Here is a 16124-nt window from a genome sequence, read left to right as displayed (position 1 = left end):
CTATATTGAATGTTGAACGCGGGTAGGTTCGTATGAGATACGGGCCTACCCCTATTTAATTGAACGTATATTGAAATGACCCTATACATTATCCTGATTTTCGTTGCCTTATGCGCGGGTATGGCCATATCCGTCCATGCGTTCGGTACCGGAGGCAAGCGCAAGCGTATCTTCCAGGACATCTATTTCTCGGTGGAAGACACGGAAGGCGTGGGTGTCCTGTACACCAAGACGGGCGAATATTCCGCCATGCTGAAGATCGAGAATCCGGTACAGAAGTATTCGGCGAACATAGACAGCTACTACGATTTCACGCATCTGTTCTCCGCCCTTGCCCTGACCTTGGGAGAAGGTTATGCCATTCACAAGCAGGACATCTTCGTGAGGAAGCGTTTTGTCAACGAGGATACCGGGAAGCAGGAGTTCCTTTCTGAATCGTATTTCCGGTATTTCAAGGGAAGGGCGTACACGGACAGCATGTGTTACCTGACCATCACGCAGGAAGCCAGGAAAAGCCGCCTTTTCTCGTTCGACAACAAGAAATGGCGTGATTTCCTTGTCAAGATCCGCAAGGTACAGGACCAGTTGCGGGACAGCGGCGTGCAGGCGCGTTTCCTGAACAAATCCGAGGCAAGCGATTACGTGGACCGGTATTTCGCCATGAACTTCAAGGACCGTATTATCTCGATGACGAACTTCAAGTCGGACGACGAGAGCGTCTCGATGGGTGACAAGCGCTGCAAGGTGTACAGTCTCGTGGACGTGGACTGCATCTCGCTGCCTTCGATGATCAGACCCTATACCAATATAGAAGTGAACAACACGGAAATGCCCGTGGATCTTGTCTCGGCCATTGACAGCATTCCGAATGCCGATACAGTGGTCTATAACCAGGTCATCTTCCTTCCCAACCAGAAGCGTGAACTTTCGCTGCTGGACAAGAAGAAGAACCGGCACGCGAGCATTCCCAACCCGAGCAACCAGGCAGCGGTCGAAGACATAAAACGTGTACAGGAGGTGATTGCCCGCGAGAGCAAGCAGCTCGTGTACAGCCATTTCAACCTTATAGTGGCCGTGTCCGGCGATACGGACCTGCAGAAGTGTACGAATCATCTGGAGAATGCTTTCGGTAGAATGGGAATCCATATTTCCAAACGAGCCTACAACCAGCTGGAGCTGTTCGTCGGCTCGTTCCCGGGCAACTGCTACAGCCTGAATGAAGAGTATGACCGGTTCCTGACCCTATCGGACGCGGCGATGTGCCTGATGTACAAGGAACGTGTGCAGCACAGCGAAGACACCCCGGTGAAAGTCTATTACACTGACCGCCAGGGAGTGCCTGTCGCCATCGACATCACCGGCAAGGAAGGCAGACAGAAGCTGACGGACAACTCGAACTTTTTTGCCCTCGGGCCGAGCGGTTCCGGGAAATCCTTCCACATGAACTCTGTCGTGCGCCAGCTGCACGAACAGGGTACAGACATCGTAATGGTCGATACCGGAAACTCCTACGAGGGATTGTGCGAGTATCTGGGAGGCAAGTACATCAGCTACACGGAGGAACGCCCCATCACGATGAACCCGTTTCGTATCCACAAGGAAGAGATGAACGTGGAAAAGACCGGCTTCCTAAAGAATCTTGTCCTGCTGATCTGGAAGGGCACGCAGGGAACAGTCACGAAGACGGAAGACCGTCTGGTGGAAAATGTAATCACCGATTATTACGATGCGTATTTCAACGGCTTCGACGGCTTCACGCCCATGCAGCGGGAAGACCTGAGAAAAAGCCTCGCCATAGACGAACGCAACCGTGACGGGAACCGTGAGGAAAGCGAGCAGGAACGGAACAGCCGTATCGAGTGCATGATAGACGAAATGGAACGCAGGCGCAAGGAGTTGAAGGTGGAAGAACTCTCGTTCAATTCATTTTACGAATACTCCGTCCAGCGTATTCCGGACATCTGTCACGAGAACCACATTTCGGGCATAGACCTCTCGACTTACCGCTACATGATGAAGGACTTCTACAGGGGCGGCAACCATGAAAAGACCCTGAACGAGAACATGGACAGTTCGCTGTTCGACGAGACCTTCGTGGTGTTCGAGATTGACAGTATAAAGGATGATCCGCTGCTGTTCCCGCTTGTCACGCTGATAATCATGGACGTGTTCCTGCAGAAGATGCGAATCAAGAAGAACCGCAAGGTGCTTGTCATCGAGGAAGCCTGGAAAGCCATTGCCAGTCCGCTGATGGCCGAGTACATCAAGTTCATGTACAAGACGGCCCGTAAGTTCTGGGCCAGCGTGGGCGTTGTGACACAGGAGATACAGGACATCATCGGCAGTGAAATCGTTAAAGAGGCCATCATCAACAACAGCGACGTGGTGATGCTGCTTGACCAAAGCAAGTTCAAGGAGCGTTTCGACACCATCAAGGCCATTCTCGGGCTCACCGATGTTGACTGCAAGAAGATATTCACGATCAACCGTCTGGACAACAAGGACGGCCGTTCGTTCTTCCGGGAGGTATTCATACGAAGGGGAACGACAAGCGGCGTGTATGGCGTGGAAGAGCCGCATGAATGCTACATGACCTACACGACCGAACGTGCTGAGAAGGAAGCCCTGAAACTCTACAAGAGGGAGCTCCGGTGCAGCCATCAGGAAGCCATCGAAGCCTATTGCCGGGACTGGGATGCCAGCGGCATCAGCAAGTCCCTGACATTCGCCCAGAAGGTCAACGAGGCCGGACGGGTACTGAACCTGAAAGCAAAACAATAAAATCAGATACAATGGGAAAATTTGATATAGACCGACCTATAGCGGAACTGTTCAGTGTTGAGCCTTACGCTCTCCGCATCCGCAACGTGTGCAACAGCCACGATATTGCCACCATCCGGGAACTGTGCCTGCACAGCAACTGGGACTTGCTTCATTTCCGCCATTTGGGGGAAAGGAGCATCGCGCACATGGAAGAAATGCTGGGCAATTTCGGATTGCGACTGGGCATGACCGAAGAGGATCTGGACGCATATATGAGATTTGAAACCGAGGATGACAAAGACGTCACTACCATCATGCGTTTCGAGGAATCGGAGGAGGTCAAGTGGGACCAGCGCCGGTATGAAGTAGCCAGAGACCTGTATGTCAGATACAGGGGTCTGTCCCCATACGAGGCTATGGAGGAAGCAGAGAAGCTGATACTGGCCCTGCAGGGAGTACCTGAGAAGAACAACCGCAGCAAGCGGAGAGGTAATATTTTCAACCGTTGAACAGAATGAACATGAAGCGACTGTCACTTGTCTTTGCAGTTCTGCTGCTTGCCTTCACGCAGCATGTCCACGCCCAGTATTACAGCGTGAACTATGACGCACGTACCGTGGCGGCAATGGCAGCCGCGTTCGGTACGGAGGTCGTGGCTGAAAGCTACTACCGTGAGCAGGTCGATGACATCCTGAAGCACTATACGGCGGCGGAGGTGGCGGCAGCCGGAATTTTCTCTTCCAAATTTCTGGAACACAAAGCACTCTCGGACCTCGGTATCTGGTGTAGCAGCACGGAAAACTACTATTACCGCCGTATCTACCACATGGTGGCCGACAAGATCATACCGAAAATCTGGGTGGTGGCAAAGCAGATGCTTCACTCCCCGCAGACAGCGATCCACTGGGGTAGCTACCTGATGAAGGTGTGCGATGAGACGAAGAGCCTGTGTATGCAGTTCGAAAGCGTTGTGACAAACAGTACACTTTCGTTCTCGGACATCGCTTTTCTGGAGATCAACAGCGAGGTCGTGCCTCTGCTGAAACTTTCGGAACTGGGCGGTATAGACTGGCAGCGGATGCTGGACGATTTTTCCCGGATTCCTGACCGCTTTACACGGGAGAACCTGCAAAGCGACCTTGACAATCTCTACAATCTGGGTGTCGGTCTGGCAACGGCCGGTGCGGGTAATCTCGGCGATGCCCTGCTGCCTGAAAGTATGTTCCATAACCTGCTTTCGGGCAAGGTCAGCGAGATTGCCAACCTGTACGACCATTACTCCGGCCTGTTCGAGGAAGCGGAACAAGGTATCGGGAACCTGCTGCTGGACAAGATCGGCGGTCCTGACAACGTGGCCGGCCTGTTCGAGTTCGGGGATTACGACCTTGCTGGCTGGATCAGTGACTATATAGACGACGAAGCCGGGACTTATTACACGCAGCGCTGGTACATCGCCAGACGTGACCAGGGCAGCGTGTCATTGTGTGACTATTACCCGCCCACGGACGACAACAGCATCCTGAACGGCGGTGAGTGGACCCGTTTCGAAACGAGCGACCCCGGTTTTTATCCCAATGCCTCGCAGCGGGAACAGGCTCTCTCCAACTCGGAACGATATGCCGGATGGTCGAGAAACCGTGTACAGCAGCTCAACAACCAGAATGACGGCAACACTTACAGCATCAACTACTGGCAGAACGCCTACATCATCAGCCGCGGCGGCAAGCAGACAAAGAAGGCTTACGCCTACGAGATACATGTCAAGAAAAGCTGGAACCATGAGGAAATCGTGTATGAAGAGATATTCGATTCCTACACTATGGATCTGGAGACCTTCAAGGCGCAGCTCAATGCCCGTCTGTCGGAATTCAACGAAAACGAGGACGGCTATGTCTATTACATAGCTTCCGACGCGTGGAACTACTATCAGGCAACGGATGCCGCCAAACTTAAAGGATGCGAGAGCGTGACCATCAGCGTCACCTGCTCGGACGGGGCTACTCTGGGCCAAGGTTCGACCCAGTACAAATGCAGGAAATGCGGCGGTTCACCCAATGCCCATACCAAGGATTGCTCCATGCAGACCTCCGTGACGGAAAATGAACTTGACTTTTCGGAATTGGATGAGCTGATACGGGAGGCAGACAACCAGGTAGCCATGCTTCAATCACAGATCAAGGCACTGGAGGATGAGAACAAGGAGCTGCTGAAGAAAATATCCGAGGCCAGTGTGGAGGATGCTGCCGTTTACAGGCAGCAGTACAACGCCAACCTGACGCGTATCGGAGAGTTGAAGGCAGAACTGGCCGAGTGGCAGAAGAAACAGAAGGAATACGCGGATGCGAAGCAGGAAGCGGCAAACGACAATGACGTGCCGACGGACGACTACTACCGTATCCCGGCCATCATGCAGGACTGCAAGACTGCCTACAGTCTGTCGTGGCAGGACGGCGGTTCGTGGAACGGATACACGTTCGTCCGCAAGGCGACCATGCCGAATATAGACGGCGAGATAACTTTCAAGGCAACCATCAGCATAGCACGCAAGCCGAAATACTTCCTCGGCATCAAGATTCACCGTGCCATTGTACAGATCAGCTGGGAACTGACCTCGCAATACACCGACACGTATGTGGCCGACGTGCTGACATTCGACCCGGACCTTCCGGAAGAAGAAAAAGAGCGGATCGTGAATGAACGTATCGCGGAAATCGCCCGGGAGCATCCGTCATGCAAGATCACGACGGAATATGCCCGTACCACCCCGATGGAAGATACCTCTACCGGAGAGGTGTACCACCTGCTGTGGTCAAGTGACCGTCTTGAAATCGCGCGTGAAGTGGATTCCCGGATTACGCAGATATACGCCGACCTGGTATCCCTGGAAAAGATGATGCATTACAAGCGCAGCATCATCGACGTGCTGAAGGATGTCCTTCCGGATCTGAATATGGACGAAGGGCGACGCCTCACTCTCGTGGAAGAATGCCATGACCGTTGGGTGGAAAACGCCCGTAGCCTGCGAAGCGGGAGAAAGGAGGAAAGACCATGAAACGGGCCTTGCTGATAACCATAGTGCTGCTTGCACTCCTGCCTGATGTCGTCAAAGCACAATGGACATTCGACGTGGTGTCCGTTGAAGCCTATATCAATGACCATAAGAAGCAGCGTAGCTTGTTGCTGGCCCGAAGTACCCTTGAGTACAGCAACCAGCTGCTGCACGAATACAGCCGCAAGGAGGTCGGCGAATACAAGGAACTGAATATCGACCTTGACCGGTACACCCGTGCCTTTGATGTCATTGATGTGATGTACCAGTCGTTACGCACGGTATTGAACGCAAAGAACACCTACAATACGGTAAGTGACCGGATAGCGGACTACAAGTCGATGCTGGAGGCATTTCACGAGAAGGTGCTGAAACGCGGACGCATCGAACCCTCCGACGCCCTGCTCATCACCATCAACGAGAAAGCCATACGGGATATAGCCCATGACGGGGAGCAACTCTACAAGTCGGTCAGCGACCTGGCGCTGTATGCCACGGGAGCGGCGGCCTGCTCCACTTCGGATCTGCTGATGGTGCTGGAGGCCGTGAACAGGTCTCTGGACGACATCGAACGGCATCTGAACCGGGCCTATATGGAGACCTGGCGATACATACAGGTAAGAATCGGCTACTGGAAGTCGAAGATATACCGTGAACATACCAAACAGGAGATAATTGAAGGAGCCTTCGGACGTTGGCGCAACTCCGGAAGGCTGGATTACTAACGATAAAAGGGAAAAAAGATGAACAGAAAACTCATGCTCATGACGGTTGCGATCATTGCAACAGCAACGGCACAGGCGCAGTATGTGACCTATAACCACGACTCGCCGAAGCAGAACCAGATTACGGTCATGGAAACCGGTGCGGGCTCCCTCACGCCGGAACTGTACTACTGGGCATTACACAACAAATACAAGAAATCGGCAGCGGCAAAGAACAAACTGGGGTTCCGCACGACAGCCGGCATCAACCTCTATAACCAGACGGACGAAGCCGAATCCATCGATTCGGCATTGGTGAGCCGCGCGAAAATAGAGGCCCTGAACGTGGCAGACCGACAGGCTGATATCGCCTGGCTTGCCGAAGGTGACAAGATCAACGGCCAGATGGAAAGGATGAAGCGTAACATCGACCGTATCCTTCCTGCCGGGGGCACCCCGGAGGACAGGGAACGCTGGACGGAATACTACCATGTTTTCCAGTGCGCCATTGATGCTACCAGGGATGCCTATATGCCCAATGCGCAGCGGAAGAAAGAGTATCTGCGAATCTACGAAGACGTGGTGCAGCAGAATGAGATTCTTGTCAGCTATCTCGCCAAACGGCAGAATGCCACCCTGACGAGCAACCTGCTGAACGCGACCTCGGACCGTACCTTGGACAAAGGCAGCGTCATCAGGGAAGCCATGAGCCGCTGGAACGAATCGCGTCTCGCGGTGCGTGGCTCACAGTCGGGCGGCAGTTCCGGAGGTGACGGTGAAGAGAGTGTAAACAGGTGAAACTAAAAAGACAGACGGCAAATGGCAGACGGAAATATACTCACTGATTTCGGTATCAATCTTCTTGAGGAGGAGATTGACGATGTGATTTTTCAAACGAACGAGTTCCTCACGGACGCGACGTTTACGGGTTCGCAGGGGCCGTTCTGGTGGATACTGCAGATGTGCATGGCTCTGGCCGCCTTGTTCTCGCTTGTCATGGCGGCAGGTATGGCCTACAAGATGATGGTGAAGCATGAGCCGCTGGATGTGATGAAGCTGTTCAGACCGCTGGCTGTTTCCATCGTTCTCTGCTGGTGGTATCCGCCTGCAGACACGGGTATGGCCGGCAGCGGAAGCAACTGGTGTTTTCTGGACTTCCTATCCTACATCCCGAACTGCATCGGTTCGTACACGCATGACCTGTACGAGGCGGAAGCCACACAGATAGCGGACAAGTTCGAGGAAGTGCAGCAGCTCATCCACGTAAGGGACACGATGTACCACAGCCTGCAGGCACAGGCGGATGTCGCCCACACGGGAACATCAGACCCCAACCTTATCGAGGCGACCATGGAACAGACCGGTGTGGATGAAGTGACCAGCATGGAAAAGGATGCGGCGGAACTGTGGTTCACCTCCTTGACGGCCGGTGTCGTCGTGGGAATAGACAAAATCATCATGCTGATTGCCCTTGTCGTGTTCCGCATAGGCTGGTGGGCGACGATCTACTGCCAGCAGATATTGCTCGGTATGCTGACGATATTCGGCCCGTTGCAATGGGCGTTCTCTCTGCTGCCGAAATGGGAAGGTTCCTGGGCAAAATGGCTGACACGTTACCTGACGGTACATTTCTACGGGGCCATGCTCTACTTCGTGGGCTTCTATGTATTGCTCCTTTTCGACATCGTGCTGTGCATCCAGGTGGAAAACCTGACCGCAATCACGGCCAGCGAGCAGACAATGGCGGCCTACCTGCAGAACAGTTTCTTCTCCGCCGGTTATCTGATGGCGGCAAGCATTGTAGCCTTGAAATGTCTGAACCTTGTACCTGACCTTGCGGCGTGGATGATACCGGAGGGCGACACGGCCTTCAGTACGAGAAATTTTGGAGAAGGCGTGGCACAGCAGGCCAAGATGACAGCGACAGGCGGTATCGGGGCAATCATGAGATAAGATAAAAAACATATAAACAACAATCCTTAAAAATAAAAAAGTATGAACGTACAAGAACAAATCAAAGAATGGTATCAAGACAGACGGTTCGTGAACTATGTGAATATGCGCGTACAAGAAGAAATCCGTCATGTATCGGAACAACGTCCCGACCAGAAGTACAAGGAACTGGACGATGCCTTTGACCTGGATGATCGGTATTTCGTCCCACTGACGACTTATCTGACCTATCGCCTGCAACTCGCCAAGTTGCAGAAAAACAGATCGAAACGCAGGCGTGGCATCTGGTGGGTGTTTGTGCAGATAGTCATACTGAGACTTTATACGGAAATCACCACCAAGGAGTTTGAGAAACTCCAAAAGGAGTCATACGGAGCAATCATACCGATGCTGCACAATGAATATGTAATGAAGTTGAATAGAATAAGACAATAAACCGATATGATTATCAAGCATCTGGAAAACAAGATACGGCTGGTGGGCATTATCTGCACGGCTTTTCTCGTGGGATGTGTCATCATCAGCGTATCGAGCATCTGGACAGCCAGGACAATGGTGTCGGATGCACAGAAAAAGGTGTACGTGCTGGACGGCAACGTGCCCATTCTTGTCAACCGCACCACAATGGAGGAAACGCTCGATGTGGAAGCCAAAAGCCATGTGGAGATGTTCCACCACTATTTCTTCACCTTGCCGCCTGATGATAAATACATCAAATACACGATGGAAAAGGCGATGTATCTGGTGGACGAAACAGGTCTGGCGCAATATAACACTCTTAAGGAGAAAGGTTTTTACTCCAACATCCTCGGCACGAGTGCCGTGTTCTCGATTTATTGTGACAGCATCCGCTTTGACAAGAGCACCATGGAGTTCACCTATTACGGCCGCCAGCGAATCGAACGCAGAAGCAACATCCTGATGCGTGAGCTGGTGACAGCCGGTCAGCTCAAGCGTGTACCGAGAACGGAGAACAACCCTCACGGTCTGCTGATAGTGAACTGGCGCACTCTCCTTAACAAGGATATAGAACAGAAAAGCAAGAGCAACTATTAAACAATCAAGGATATGAACATCAAGGGATTCAGACGGATGCTGCTGGGCGAAAAGATGCCTGACAGGAATGATCCGAAGTACAAGGAACGCTATGAGCGTGATGTGGAAGCCGGACGCAAGTTTGCCAAGGCGACCCGTATAGACAAGGCGGCAGCCAAGGTGCAGGGCTTTGCCAACGTGCACCGTACTCTTTTTCTGGTCATCGTGTTCGCTTTCGTGCTGGGCGGGCTGGCATGGAACATCTACCGTATAACAGTGGTATATCGTCACCAGCCGGCGGAGAGGACAGCGACAGAGATGCAGGATTCGGTATTGAGGGAGCGGCACAGGATGTTGCAGGAAGAGGAACTGAGGGAAACCGGGACAGGAAATACAAACCGTAGCAAAACAGACTTGCCATGAAAAAGATATTTGAGAAAATCAATTTCAGACAGCCGAAGTACATGCTCCCTGCCATTCTTTATATCCCTCTGCTCGGTGCGTCCTACTTCATATTCGACCTGTTTCATACTGAAACGGCGGATATACCGGACAAGACGCTGCAGACAACGGAATTCCTGAATCCGGAACTGCCGGAAGCGCAGATCAAGGATGACGGCATTGGCAGCAAATACGAGAACATGGAGAAATCGTGGGGCAAGATACAGGACTACTCGGCGGTCGGCAACATAGAAAGAGACGAACCTGATGAAAACAAGGAAGAATATGAATCACAATACACGCAGGATGACATCGCCCTGCTCGATGAGCAACAGCAGGAAAAAGCAGCGGCAGCGGAAATTGCCGCCGCCAAAGAGCGTGAACAGGAAGCACTCGCGGAGTTGGAAAAGGCCCTTGCCGAAGCACGGCTGAAAGGACAGAACATGGTGATGCCCCCTGAAGAGGCGGATACCACGGACACCGTTCCGCCGCAGAATGTACCGGAGGCCGGCACCATCGACGAGGAGAAACGTCCGGTGCAAGCACCGTCGGCAGACGAACCGCCCAGCGCGGTAGTCCGCAAGGTGAAGACCACCTCGGACTATTTCAACACGCTGGCGAAGGATGCCCGTGAACCGAAGCTGATCCAGGCCATCATAGACGAGGACATCAAGGCTGTGGACGGCTCGCGCATCAGGCTGCGCCTGCTGGATGACGTGGAAATAGACGAGTGCGTAGTGAAACGGGGTACGTACCTGTACGCCACGGTAAGCGGCTTCTCGTCCGGACGTGTCAAGGGAAACATCAACAGCATCCTTGTGGACGACGAGCTTGTGAAGGTCAGTCTCGCGCTTTATGACACGGACGGTATGGAGGGCCTGTATGTACCGAACAGCCAGTTCCGGGAAACGAGCAAGGATGTGGCCAGCAGTGCCATGTCGGGCAACATGAGCATGAGTACCGGAACTACAGGGAACAGCCTCGCCCAATGGGGAATGCAGGCGGTGAACAACGCTTACCAGAAGACGAGCAACGCCATCAGCAAGGCCATCAAGAAAAACAAGGTCAAGCTGAAATACGGGACTTTCGTCTATCTGGTCAATGGTCAGGAAAAAAGGAAATAAAAAGGTTCGAGACAATGGAAACAGATATTTCAAAACTACATGAGGGAACGGACGGCTTTTACTACGATGACTTCCTCGCTCCCGACAAGGCCGAAACATTCGTCGGGCAACTCGTGAGTACCCAATGGTGGCAGAAAGGTGGACGCTTCGCCCTAATATGCAACTTTCTGGCAGAGGACGGGCGGAAAATCGCCTTGTTCGCCTTCCAGAAATACACCGGCTTTTACGGGCCGGGAGACGGGGCGGTCAATTTCAAGCACGCGGAGATGAATACCTTCTGGGAGTGTGAGGTCCGGGAAAACCGGAAGGGACGTTGTACTTGGGCGAGTGCCCTGCAGCTTGGAGGGCCGAAAAACAACGCGATATGATAGAGACGGACAAGATATACAACATGGACTGCCTGGAAGGCATGAGCCGTATGCCGGAGGGAAGCGTCGATGCCATCATCGCCGACCTGCCTTACGGTGTATTGAACCGCGGCAACCGGTCAGCATGTTGGGACAGGCAGATACCCCTCGGTCCGCTGTGGGAGCAGTACCGTAGGATTATCAAGCCGGACAGTCCGATAATCCTGTTCGCCCAGGGAATATTCTCCGCGCATCTCATGCTTTCCCAACCGGGAATCTGGCGTTATAACCTCGTATGGCAGAAGGACCGTGTTACGGGCCATCTCAATGCCAACCGGATGCCGTTGCGCCAGCATGAGGACATTCTGGTGTTCTACATGAAGCAGCCCGTGTATCATCCGCAGATGACACCGTGCCCTCCCGAAAGGAGAAACCATGGACGCAGCATGACGGAAGGCAGTTTCACGAACCGGTGCTACGGGGAGATGAAGCTGGTACCGGTACGCATGGCGGACAACAAATATCCGACATCGGTCATTTTCATCCCGAAAGAACACAAGACAGGGGCATTCTATCATCCGACCCAGAAGCCTGTGGCACTGGTCGAGTACCTGATACGCACCTACACCGACGAGGGGGACACCGTGCTGGACAACTGCATCGGGTCCGGAACGACTGCCATTGCCGCAATCCGTTCGGGACGGCACTATATCGGATTCGAGACCGTGAAGGAGTACTGCGACATCGCCGAACTCCGTATCCGGGAAGAACTGGAGCGAATACATACGACGACATAAGGGTAAAAGAAAAACAAATGGAATATAAACAATCAACGACATGAATATGAATCTCAAGAAAATCGGAACGGTATTTCTTCTGACAGCCGGACTGCTGGGAACGCGGAATGCACAGGCGCAGACGACCTACGAGGAAATGGAACAACTGACGGTCAACGAACAGGTGACGACCGTCATCACGGCATCGGAGCCGGTACGCATGGTGGACATTTCCACCGACAAGGTGGTTGGCGACCAGCCTTTGGACAACATTGTACGGCTGAAACCCAAAGAAGCCGGGCACGAGGACGGCGAGGTGATTGCCATCGTGACCGTCATCACGGAACGCTACCGCACGCAATACGCGCTGGTTTACACCACACGGCTTAAGGAAGCCGTAACGGACAAGGAGATACTCCCTCACGAGCGCAACGCCTACAACAATCCGGCAGTATCGATGTCAACCGCCGAGATGACGCGCTTTGCCAGACGGATCTGGAACTCTCCGGCGAGAATCAGGAATGTGGCCACCAAGGCACACCGTATGGTGATGCGCCTGAACAACATATACTCTGTCGGGGACTACTTCTTCATAGACTTTTCCATAGAGAACAAGACGAACATCCGTTTCGACATCGATGAGATCAGGGTAAAGCTCGTTGACAAGAAACTCGCCAAGGCCACCAACGCCCAGACTATCGAGCTTACTCCGGCGATGATACTGGAACCGGGAAAGACATTCCGACATGGCTACAGGAATGTGCTTGTCATCAAGAAGATGACCTTCCCGAACGACAAGCTGCTGACTGTCGAAATGACGGAAAAGCAAATCAGCGGCCGCAATATCAGCCTGAACATCGATTATGAGGATGTGTTGTCTGCCGATTCGTTTAACGCTGACCTGCTGGAGGAGGAATGATTATGAGAAAGACTCTGATTCTGATGTTTGCCTGCATGTGCCTTGCCTTCAGCGCGAACGCACAACGCAACAGCGGCCGTCTTTCACTGGGGGTCGGGCTGCTTTACAGGAACGGTATGGACGTGACGTTTTCATACGAACATGAAATGAACTACCGGCACGCGTGGGAGTTCTTTGCCAACGGCTACCTGCAGTGGGCCGAATGCGGCCCGTGCGGCCATATCTGTCCGGAATCCTTCTGGCGCAACTACCGCACCTATGGCTTTGGCGTGGCATACAAGCCTTGCGTGGTACGGGGCCGCAATCATTACGGCAACCTGCGTATAGGAGCTTCGGCAGGAAGCGACACGAAGAAGTTCCTGGGCGGCCTGCATTTCGGTTACGAGCACAATTACGTGCTGCGGTCCGGATGGACGCTGTACTGGCAGGCGAAGAGTGATTTGATGATAAAGGGCGCGGATCTGCTTCGGGTAGGTGTAGCCCTTGGTGTGAAACTACCGATAAAATAAGGGAAAAGATGAAACAGAACATTTTCAGAAAGGTGAGCCGGTTCGTACCGGTACTTGTCGCAGCAGTCGCCGTGACAGGTTGTGACGCGCATATAGACGTACCGGACACGGCTGTCCGCCCGGGACATGTCCTGTGCGAGGACGGAACGGCCTTGTCCTACACGGAATACCAGCAATCCGGGAAAAAGGCTGTGGCCGTCGTGTTCGACACCCGGCAGCATGAGGGTGCGGAAGGAAACGGCTACGCGGTTTACCTGTGGGACATCACCCCGCAGGCATTTGCCGACAGCCTCGGTATTGCCCAAGGCACATCTGCGGACCTCGCGGCACATGACGGCAATGCCAATACATTCGCTCTATATGAAACGAAGGAAACGGCTTCGCCGATGGCGGAAGCGGTCTTTGACCTCTGGTGTTACGGGCAGAGCGCATACGTTCCGTCGGTGGCACAGATGCGTCTGCTATATACTATCCGGGAAACGGTAAATCCTGTCATCGAACAGTGCGGGGGCGATCCGTTGCCCCTGACCGACGGCGACTGCTGGTACTGGACATCCACGGAAGTGGCCGAACAGGAAACGGCAAAAGCCTGGCTTTACTCGATGGGCAGCGGAGCCATACAGGAAACACCCAAGACACAGGCGCACAAGGTACGCCCGATTATAACCATCAACCGGTAAACCAGAGATATACGATTGCGTTCTTTGACATTGTTGGACAACATACGATTACAAACCAGAGCCGAATTCACGCAGTAATGCCATCAAGCGACGTATGCTTTCCTCGACATCCGAGGGGGCCGGAATGGCACGATATGCCAAATCCGGGAGTTCACCCATGTAAACTGTCTGCAAGTTGCCCCAAACCTGCGGCAGATCTGTCATCAACGGGGACTCCTCCAGTCGCCGGTCACGCCAGCCTTCGGGCTTGTCAAAGCTCTGCCGGTCGTGTTCGAGCAGTGACCTGAAATCTTCGGGGAAAGCATCGCTATGAAGATACGTGAGGCACTCTTCATCTTTCAGCAGATGATGCAGATCGTAGAAATGACGGATTTTGGCCGTCAACTGCGGCATATACAGATTGGCCAGCGAGCATCGGATGAGTGACACCAATTTCTCGGTCAGCGTGCGGCGACGGTCAAGCACATTGACCTCGAACGGCTGCATCCCGTATTCCTCTATCATACGGTTGTTGCCGGTAGCCTGCAGGAACTCTGTCAGGAAACTGCAGAGAGAACGCCGCTCGAAAGGATATGGATTGGCAAAACTGTTGATTTCTACCAGGAGTTGCCCAGCCCGGATTGCTCCGACCTGTTCCGTATCTATGGCCCGTGGATAGGTGTAAAACGCCTTGTGGTAATGCGATCCCTTGCTTGTCATGCCGGGGATGACCAGTTCCTCCAGTCCGGCTGTCATATTCTTCGATGTACGGCGTATGAGGTTCTTTAGCTGGTTTCCGCTCAGTGTCCATGCTTCGGCGATGGCCACGTCAATGTCCTCGGAGAAACGTGCCCCGATGCCGTAGGCCTTGGTCAGGGAAGTTCCGCCCTTGAAAATGGCACGATTATCCTTGTCTCCGGTAGCCATAAGCGACAGCGAACGACAGATCCAATAGTCTTTCTCGATAAAGATACTCTTGATGCCGAGTCCGCCGTCCTGTACCGGACGTGCAGCCGCTTCTATGGCATCGGCAAACAGTTGCTGATTCTCGTGTAGTCTCATACGATGTTCCATTTTAATTTGGTGGGTAAAGCCTGTGCGGTGACAGGAAGTTTGTAGGTCGTGACCCCATTGAGTGTCGCACGCAATTGTCGGGTGTCAGCTCCAAGACTGTCCAGAATGGCACCCAGCAATGCCCGGACATACGGCTGGTAATTTTCGGCCAGGTCCGCCAGTTTCTCCAGATCGCCTTCGGACAGAGCGGCTATCAGCCGAGCAACGCCCCGCACACAATCGTCAGGTGATGTTGCCGGAATCTCACGGAGCAATTTGAGCGCGTCAAGGATCAGCAGCAGAGGAATGTTCTCCCGTGTGATTGCATTAGGCTGTACAAGGAAGGACACGCTGTATTCGCCCCGTTTCATAGGCCGGCGGTATTTGTTCGTGCCTATCGTAATGGCCGATGTGATCTGTGTCGTCAACCCCAACTGCGCAAATGCTGCCGTACCGGTCATATAGCCGATTGGCTTGCCGTTACGTTCCAGAAGGTCCTTGACCACCTCTGCCACCGGAGGCTTCAATGTGCCGAACACCGTCTGTTTAGGCTTGTAGTACCGTCCTTTGGCAATCTTGCAGATAGAGCCTTCTGCCACCAGACGGCTGAGTGCCTTGACCAACGCAGGCTGGTACTCCGGCAGCACATTGAAATCGGCAATGGTAAGCACCTTGCCCGGAGGCGTGGCGTCCAGTATTTCCTGTACCTGTTTAGTAATCACCATAATCGAATCGTTTTGTTCCGGATGCAAATATAAGAAAAGTCTTGTTTTTTACTGCAAAAACATGACA

17 protein-coding genes are annotated in these 16124 nt (G+C 53.2%); 15 read left to right on the top strand and 2 right to left on the bottom strand.

What is annotated here, in order from left to right:
- The first annotated feature begins 75 nt into the window (after nucleotides 1-75).
- The 15 genes from DW033_RS14365 to DW033_RS14295 are packed head-to-tail and all read left to right on the top strand — an operon-like array spanning nucleotide 76 to nucleotide 14300.
- The gene (locus tag DW033_RS14365) at nucleotides 76-2781 is read left to right on the top strand and encodes a helicase HerA domain-containing protein (RefSeq protein WP_005807078.1); all 2706 of its coding nucleotides are present in this window, start codon (nucleotides 76-78) and stop codon (nucleotides 2779-2781) included.
- Nucleotides 2782-2792: 11 nt separating this feature from the next.
- On the top strand, nucleotides 2793-3272 hold the full coding sequence (locus DW033_RS14360; RefSeq protein ID WP_005807080.1) for a DNA-directed RNA polymerase subunit alpha C-terminal domain-containing protein: 480 nt from the start codon (nucleotides 2793-2795) through the stop codon (nucleotides 3270-3272).
- A gap of 11 nt (nucleotides 3273-3283) precedes the next feature.
- On the top strand, nucleotides 3284-5815 hold the full coding sequence (locus DW033_RS14355) for a hypothetical protein (RefSeq protein ID WP_026314711.1): 2532 nt from the start codon (nucleotides 3284-3286) through the stop codon (nucleotides 5813-5815).
- On the top strand, nucleotides 5812-6537 hold the full coding sequence (locus DW033_RS14350; RefSeq protein ID WP_005807085.1) for a hypothetical protein: 726 nt from the start codon (nucleotides 5812-5814) through the stop codon (nucleotides 6535-6537). Before DW033_RS14355 ends, DW033_RS14350 begins: the two co-directional genes overlap by 4 nt.
- A gap of 18 nt (nucleotides 6538-6555) precedes the next feature.
- Entirely contained in the window at nucleotides 6556-7314 is a 759-nt protein-coding gene (locus DW033_RS14345; RefSeq protein WP_005807087.1) for a DUF5045 domain-containing protein, read from the top strand.
- Nucleotides 7315-7335: 21 nt separating this feature from the next.
- On the top strand, nucleotides 7336-8469 hold the full coding sequence (locus DW033_RS14340; protein WP_005807089.1) for a hypothetical protein: 1134 nt from the start codon (nucleotides 7336-7338) through the stop codon (nucleotides 8467-8469).
- Nucleotides 8470-8511: 42 nt separating this feature from the next.
- Entirely contained in the window at nucleotides 8512-8904 is a 393-nt protein-coding gene (locus tag DW033_RS14335) for a hypothetical protein (RefSeq protein WP_005807091.1), read from the top strand.
- Nucleotides 8905-8910: 6 nt separating this feature from the next.
- Nucleotides 8911-9525, top strand: coding sequence for a conjugative transposon protein TraK (traK, locus tag DW033_RS14330; RefSeq protein WP_005807093.1), 615 nt, complete (start codon nucleotides 8911-8913; stop codon nucleotides 9523-9525).
- Between the two features lie 12 nt (nucleotides 9526-9537).
- The gene (locus DW033_RS14325) at nucleotides 9538-9927 is read left to right on the top strand and encodes a hypothetical protein (RefSeq protein ID WP_005807095.1); all 390 of its coding nucleotides are present in this window, start codon (nucleotides 9538-9540) and stop codon (nucleotides 9925-9927) included.
- Nucleotides 9924-11069 (top strand): conjugative transposon protein TraM, encoded by a 1146-nt coding sequence (gene traM, locus DW033_RS14320; protein ID WP_005807097.1) that lies wholly within the window; start codon nucleotides 9924-9926, stop codon nucleotides 11067-11069. The genes DW033_RS14325 and traM overlap by 4 nt, the downstream gene beginning before the upstream one ends.
- Nucleotides 11070-11083: 14 nt before the next feature.
- The gene (locus DW033_RS14315) at nucleotides 11084-11437 is read left to right on the top strand and encodes a hypothetical protein (RefSeq protein ID WP_005807100.1); all 354 of its coding nucleotides are present in this window, start codon (nucleotides 11084-11086) and stop codon (nucleotides 11435-11437) included.
- Nucleotides 11434-12213: a site-specific DNA-methyltransferase gene (locus DW033_RS14310; protein WP_005807102.1), complete on the top strand. Its 780-nt coding sequence runs from the start codon at nucleotides 11434-11436 to the stop codon at nucleotides 12211-12213. Before DW033_RS14315 ends, DW033_RS14310 begins: the two co-directional genes overlap by 4 nt.
- 46 nt (nucleotides 12214-12259) lie before the next feature.
- A complete protein-coding gene (traN, locus tag DW033_RS14305; RefSeq protein WP_032534606.1) occupies nucleotides 12260-13111 on the top strand; it encodes a conjugative transposon protein TraN in 852 nt (283 codons plus the stop codon).
- Entirely contained in the window at nucleotides 13108-13620 is a 513-nt protein-coding gene (locus DW033_RS14300; protein ID WP_005807106.1) for a hypothetical protein, read from the top strand. Before traN ends, DW033_RS14300 begins: the two co-directional genes overlap by 4 nt.
- Nucleotides 13621-13628: 8 nt before the next feature.
- A complete protein-coding gene (locus DW033_RS14295) occupies nucleotides 13629-14300 on the top strand; it encodes a DUF1566 domain-containing protein (RefSeq protein WP_005807109.1) in 672 nt (223 codons plus the stop codon).
- Between the two features lie 48 nt (nucleotides 14301-14348).
- Here DW033_RS14295 and DW033_RS14290 read toward each other — a convergent pair whose 3' ends face one another.
- Together DW033_RS14290 and DW033_RS14285 are read right to left on the bottom strand one after the other, a co-directional pair.
- Nucleotides 14349-15341, bottom strand: coding sequence for a nucleotidyl transferase AbiEii/AbiGii toxin family protein (locus DW033_RS14290; RefSeq protein ID WP_005807111.1), 993 nt, complete (start codon nucleotides 15339-15341; stop codon nucleotides 14349-14351).
- Nucleotides 15338-16057 (bottom strand): DUF6088 family protein, encoded by a 720-nt coding sequence (locus DW033_RS14285; RefSeq protein ID WP_005816027.1) that lies wholly within the window; start codon nucleotides 16055-16057, stop codon nucleotides 15338-15340. Before DW033_RS14285 ends, DW033_RS14290 begins: the two co-directional genes overlap by 4 nt.
- Nucleotides 16058-16124: the final 67 nt, after the last annotated feature.

The organism is Parabacteroides sp. AF39-10AC (genome assembly GCF_003635405.1).
GTDB lineage: Bacteria > Bacteroidota > Bacteroidia > Bacteroidales > Tannerellaceae > Parabacteroides > Parabacteroides distasonis.
Note: the sequence above shows the minus strand (reverse complement) of the source record. Positions and strands in the feature narration are given on the sequence as shown.

What these genes read in the sequence shown, in the direction of transcription:
- DW033_RS14365 (WP_005807078.1), top strand. Translation starts at nt 76, where the DNA reads ATGACCCTATACATTATCCTGATTTTCGTTGCCTTATGCGCGGGTATG.
- DW033_RS14360 (WP_005807080.1), top strand. Translation starts at nt 2,793, where the DNA reads ATGGGAAAATTTGATATAGACCGACCTATAGCGGAACTGTTCAGTGTT.
- DW033_RS14355 (WP_026314711.1), top strand. Translation starts at nt 3,284, where the DNA reads ATGAAGCGACTGTCACTTGTCTTTGCAGTTCTGCTGCTTGCCTTCACG.
- DW033_RS14350 (WP_005807085.1), top strand. Translation starts at nt 5,812, where the DNA reads ATGAAACGGGCCTTGCTGATAACCATAGTGCTGCTTGCACTCCTGCCT.
- DW033_RS14345 (WP_005807087.1), top strand. Translation starts at nt 6,556, where the DNA reads ATGAACAGAAAACTCATGCTCATGACGGTTGCGATCATTGCAACAGCA.
- DW033_RS14340 (WP_005807089.1), top strand. Translation starts at nt 7,336, where the DNA reads ATGGCAGACGGAAATATACTCACTGATTTCGGTATCAATCTTCTTGAG.
- DW033_RS14335 (WP_005807091.1), top strand. Translation starts at nt 8,512, where the DNA reads ATGAACGTACAAGAACAAATCAAAGAATGGTATCAAGACAGACGGTTC.
- traK (WP_005807093.1), top strand. Translation starts at nt 8,911, where the DNA reads ATGATTATCAAGCATCTGGAAAACAAGATACGGCTGGTGGGCATTATC.
- DW033_RS14325 (WP_005807095.1), top strand. Translation starts at nt 9,538, where the DNA reads ATGAACATCAAGGGATTCAGACGGATGCTGCTGGGCGAAAAGATGCCT.
- traM (WP_005807097.1), top strand. Translation starts at nt 9,924, where the DNA reads ATGAAAAAGATATTTGAGAAAATCAATTTCAGACAGCCGAAGTACATG.
- DW033_RS14315 (WP_005807100.1), top strand. Translation starts at nt 11,084, where the DNA reads ATGGAAACAGATATTTCAAAACTACATGAGGGAACGGACGGCTTTTAC.
- DW033_RS14310 (WP_005807102.1), top strand. Translation starts at nt 11,434, where the DNA reads ATGATAGAGACGGACAAGATATACAACATGGACTGCCTGGAAGGCATG.
- traN (WP_032534606.1), top strand. Translation starts at nt 12,260, where the DNA reads ATGAATCTCAAGAAAATCGGAACGGTATTTCTTCTGACAGCCGGACTG.
- DW033_RS14300 (WP_005807106.1), top strand. Translation starts at nt 13,108, where the DNA reads ATGATTATGAGAAAGACTCTGATTCTGATGTTTGCCTGCATGTGCCTT.
- DW033_RS14295 (WP_005807109.1), top strand. Translation starts at nt 13,629, where the DNA reads ATGAAACAGAACATTTTCAGAAAGGTGAGCCGGTTCGTACCGGTACTT.
- DW033_RS14290 (WP_005807111.1), bottom strand. Translation starts at nt 15,341, where the DNA reads ATGAGACTACACGAGAATCAGCAACTGTTTGCCGATGCCATAGAAGCG.
- DW033_RS14285 (WP_005816027.1), bottom strand. Translation starts at nt 16,057, where the DNA reads ATGGTGATTACTAAACAGGTACAGGAAATACTGGACGCCACGCCTCCG.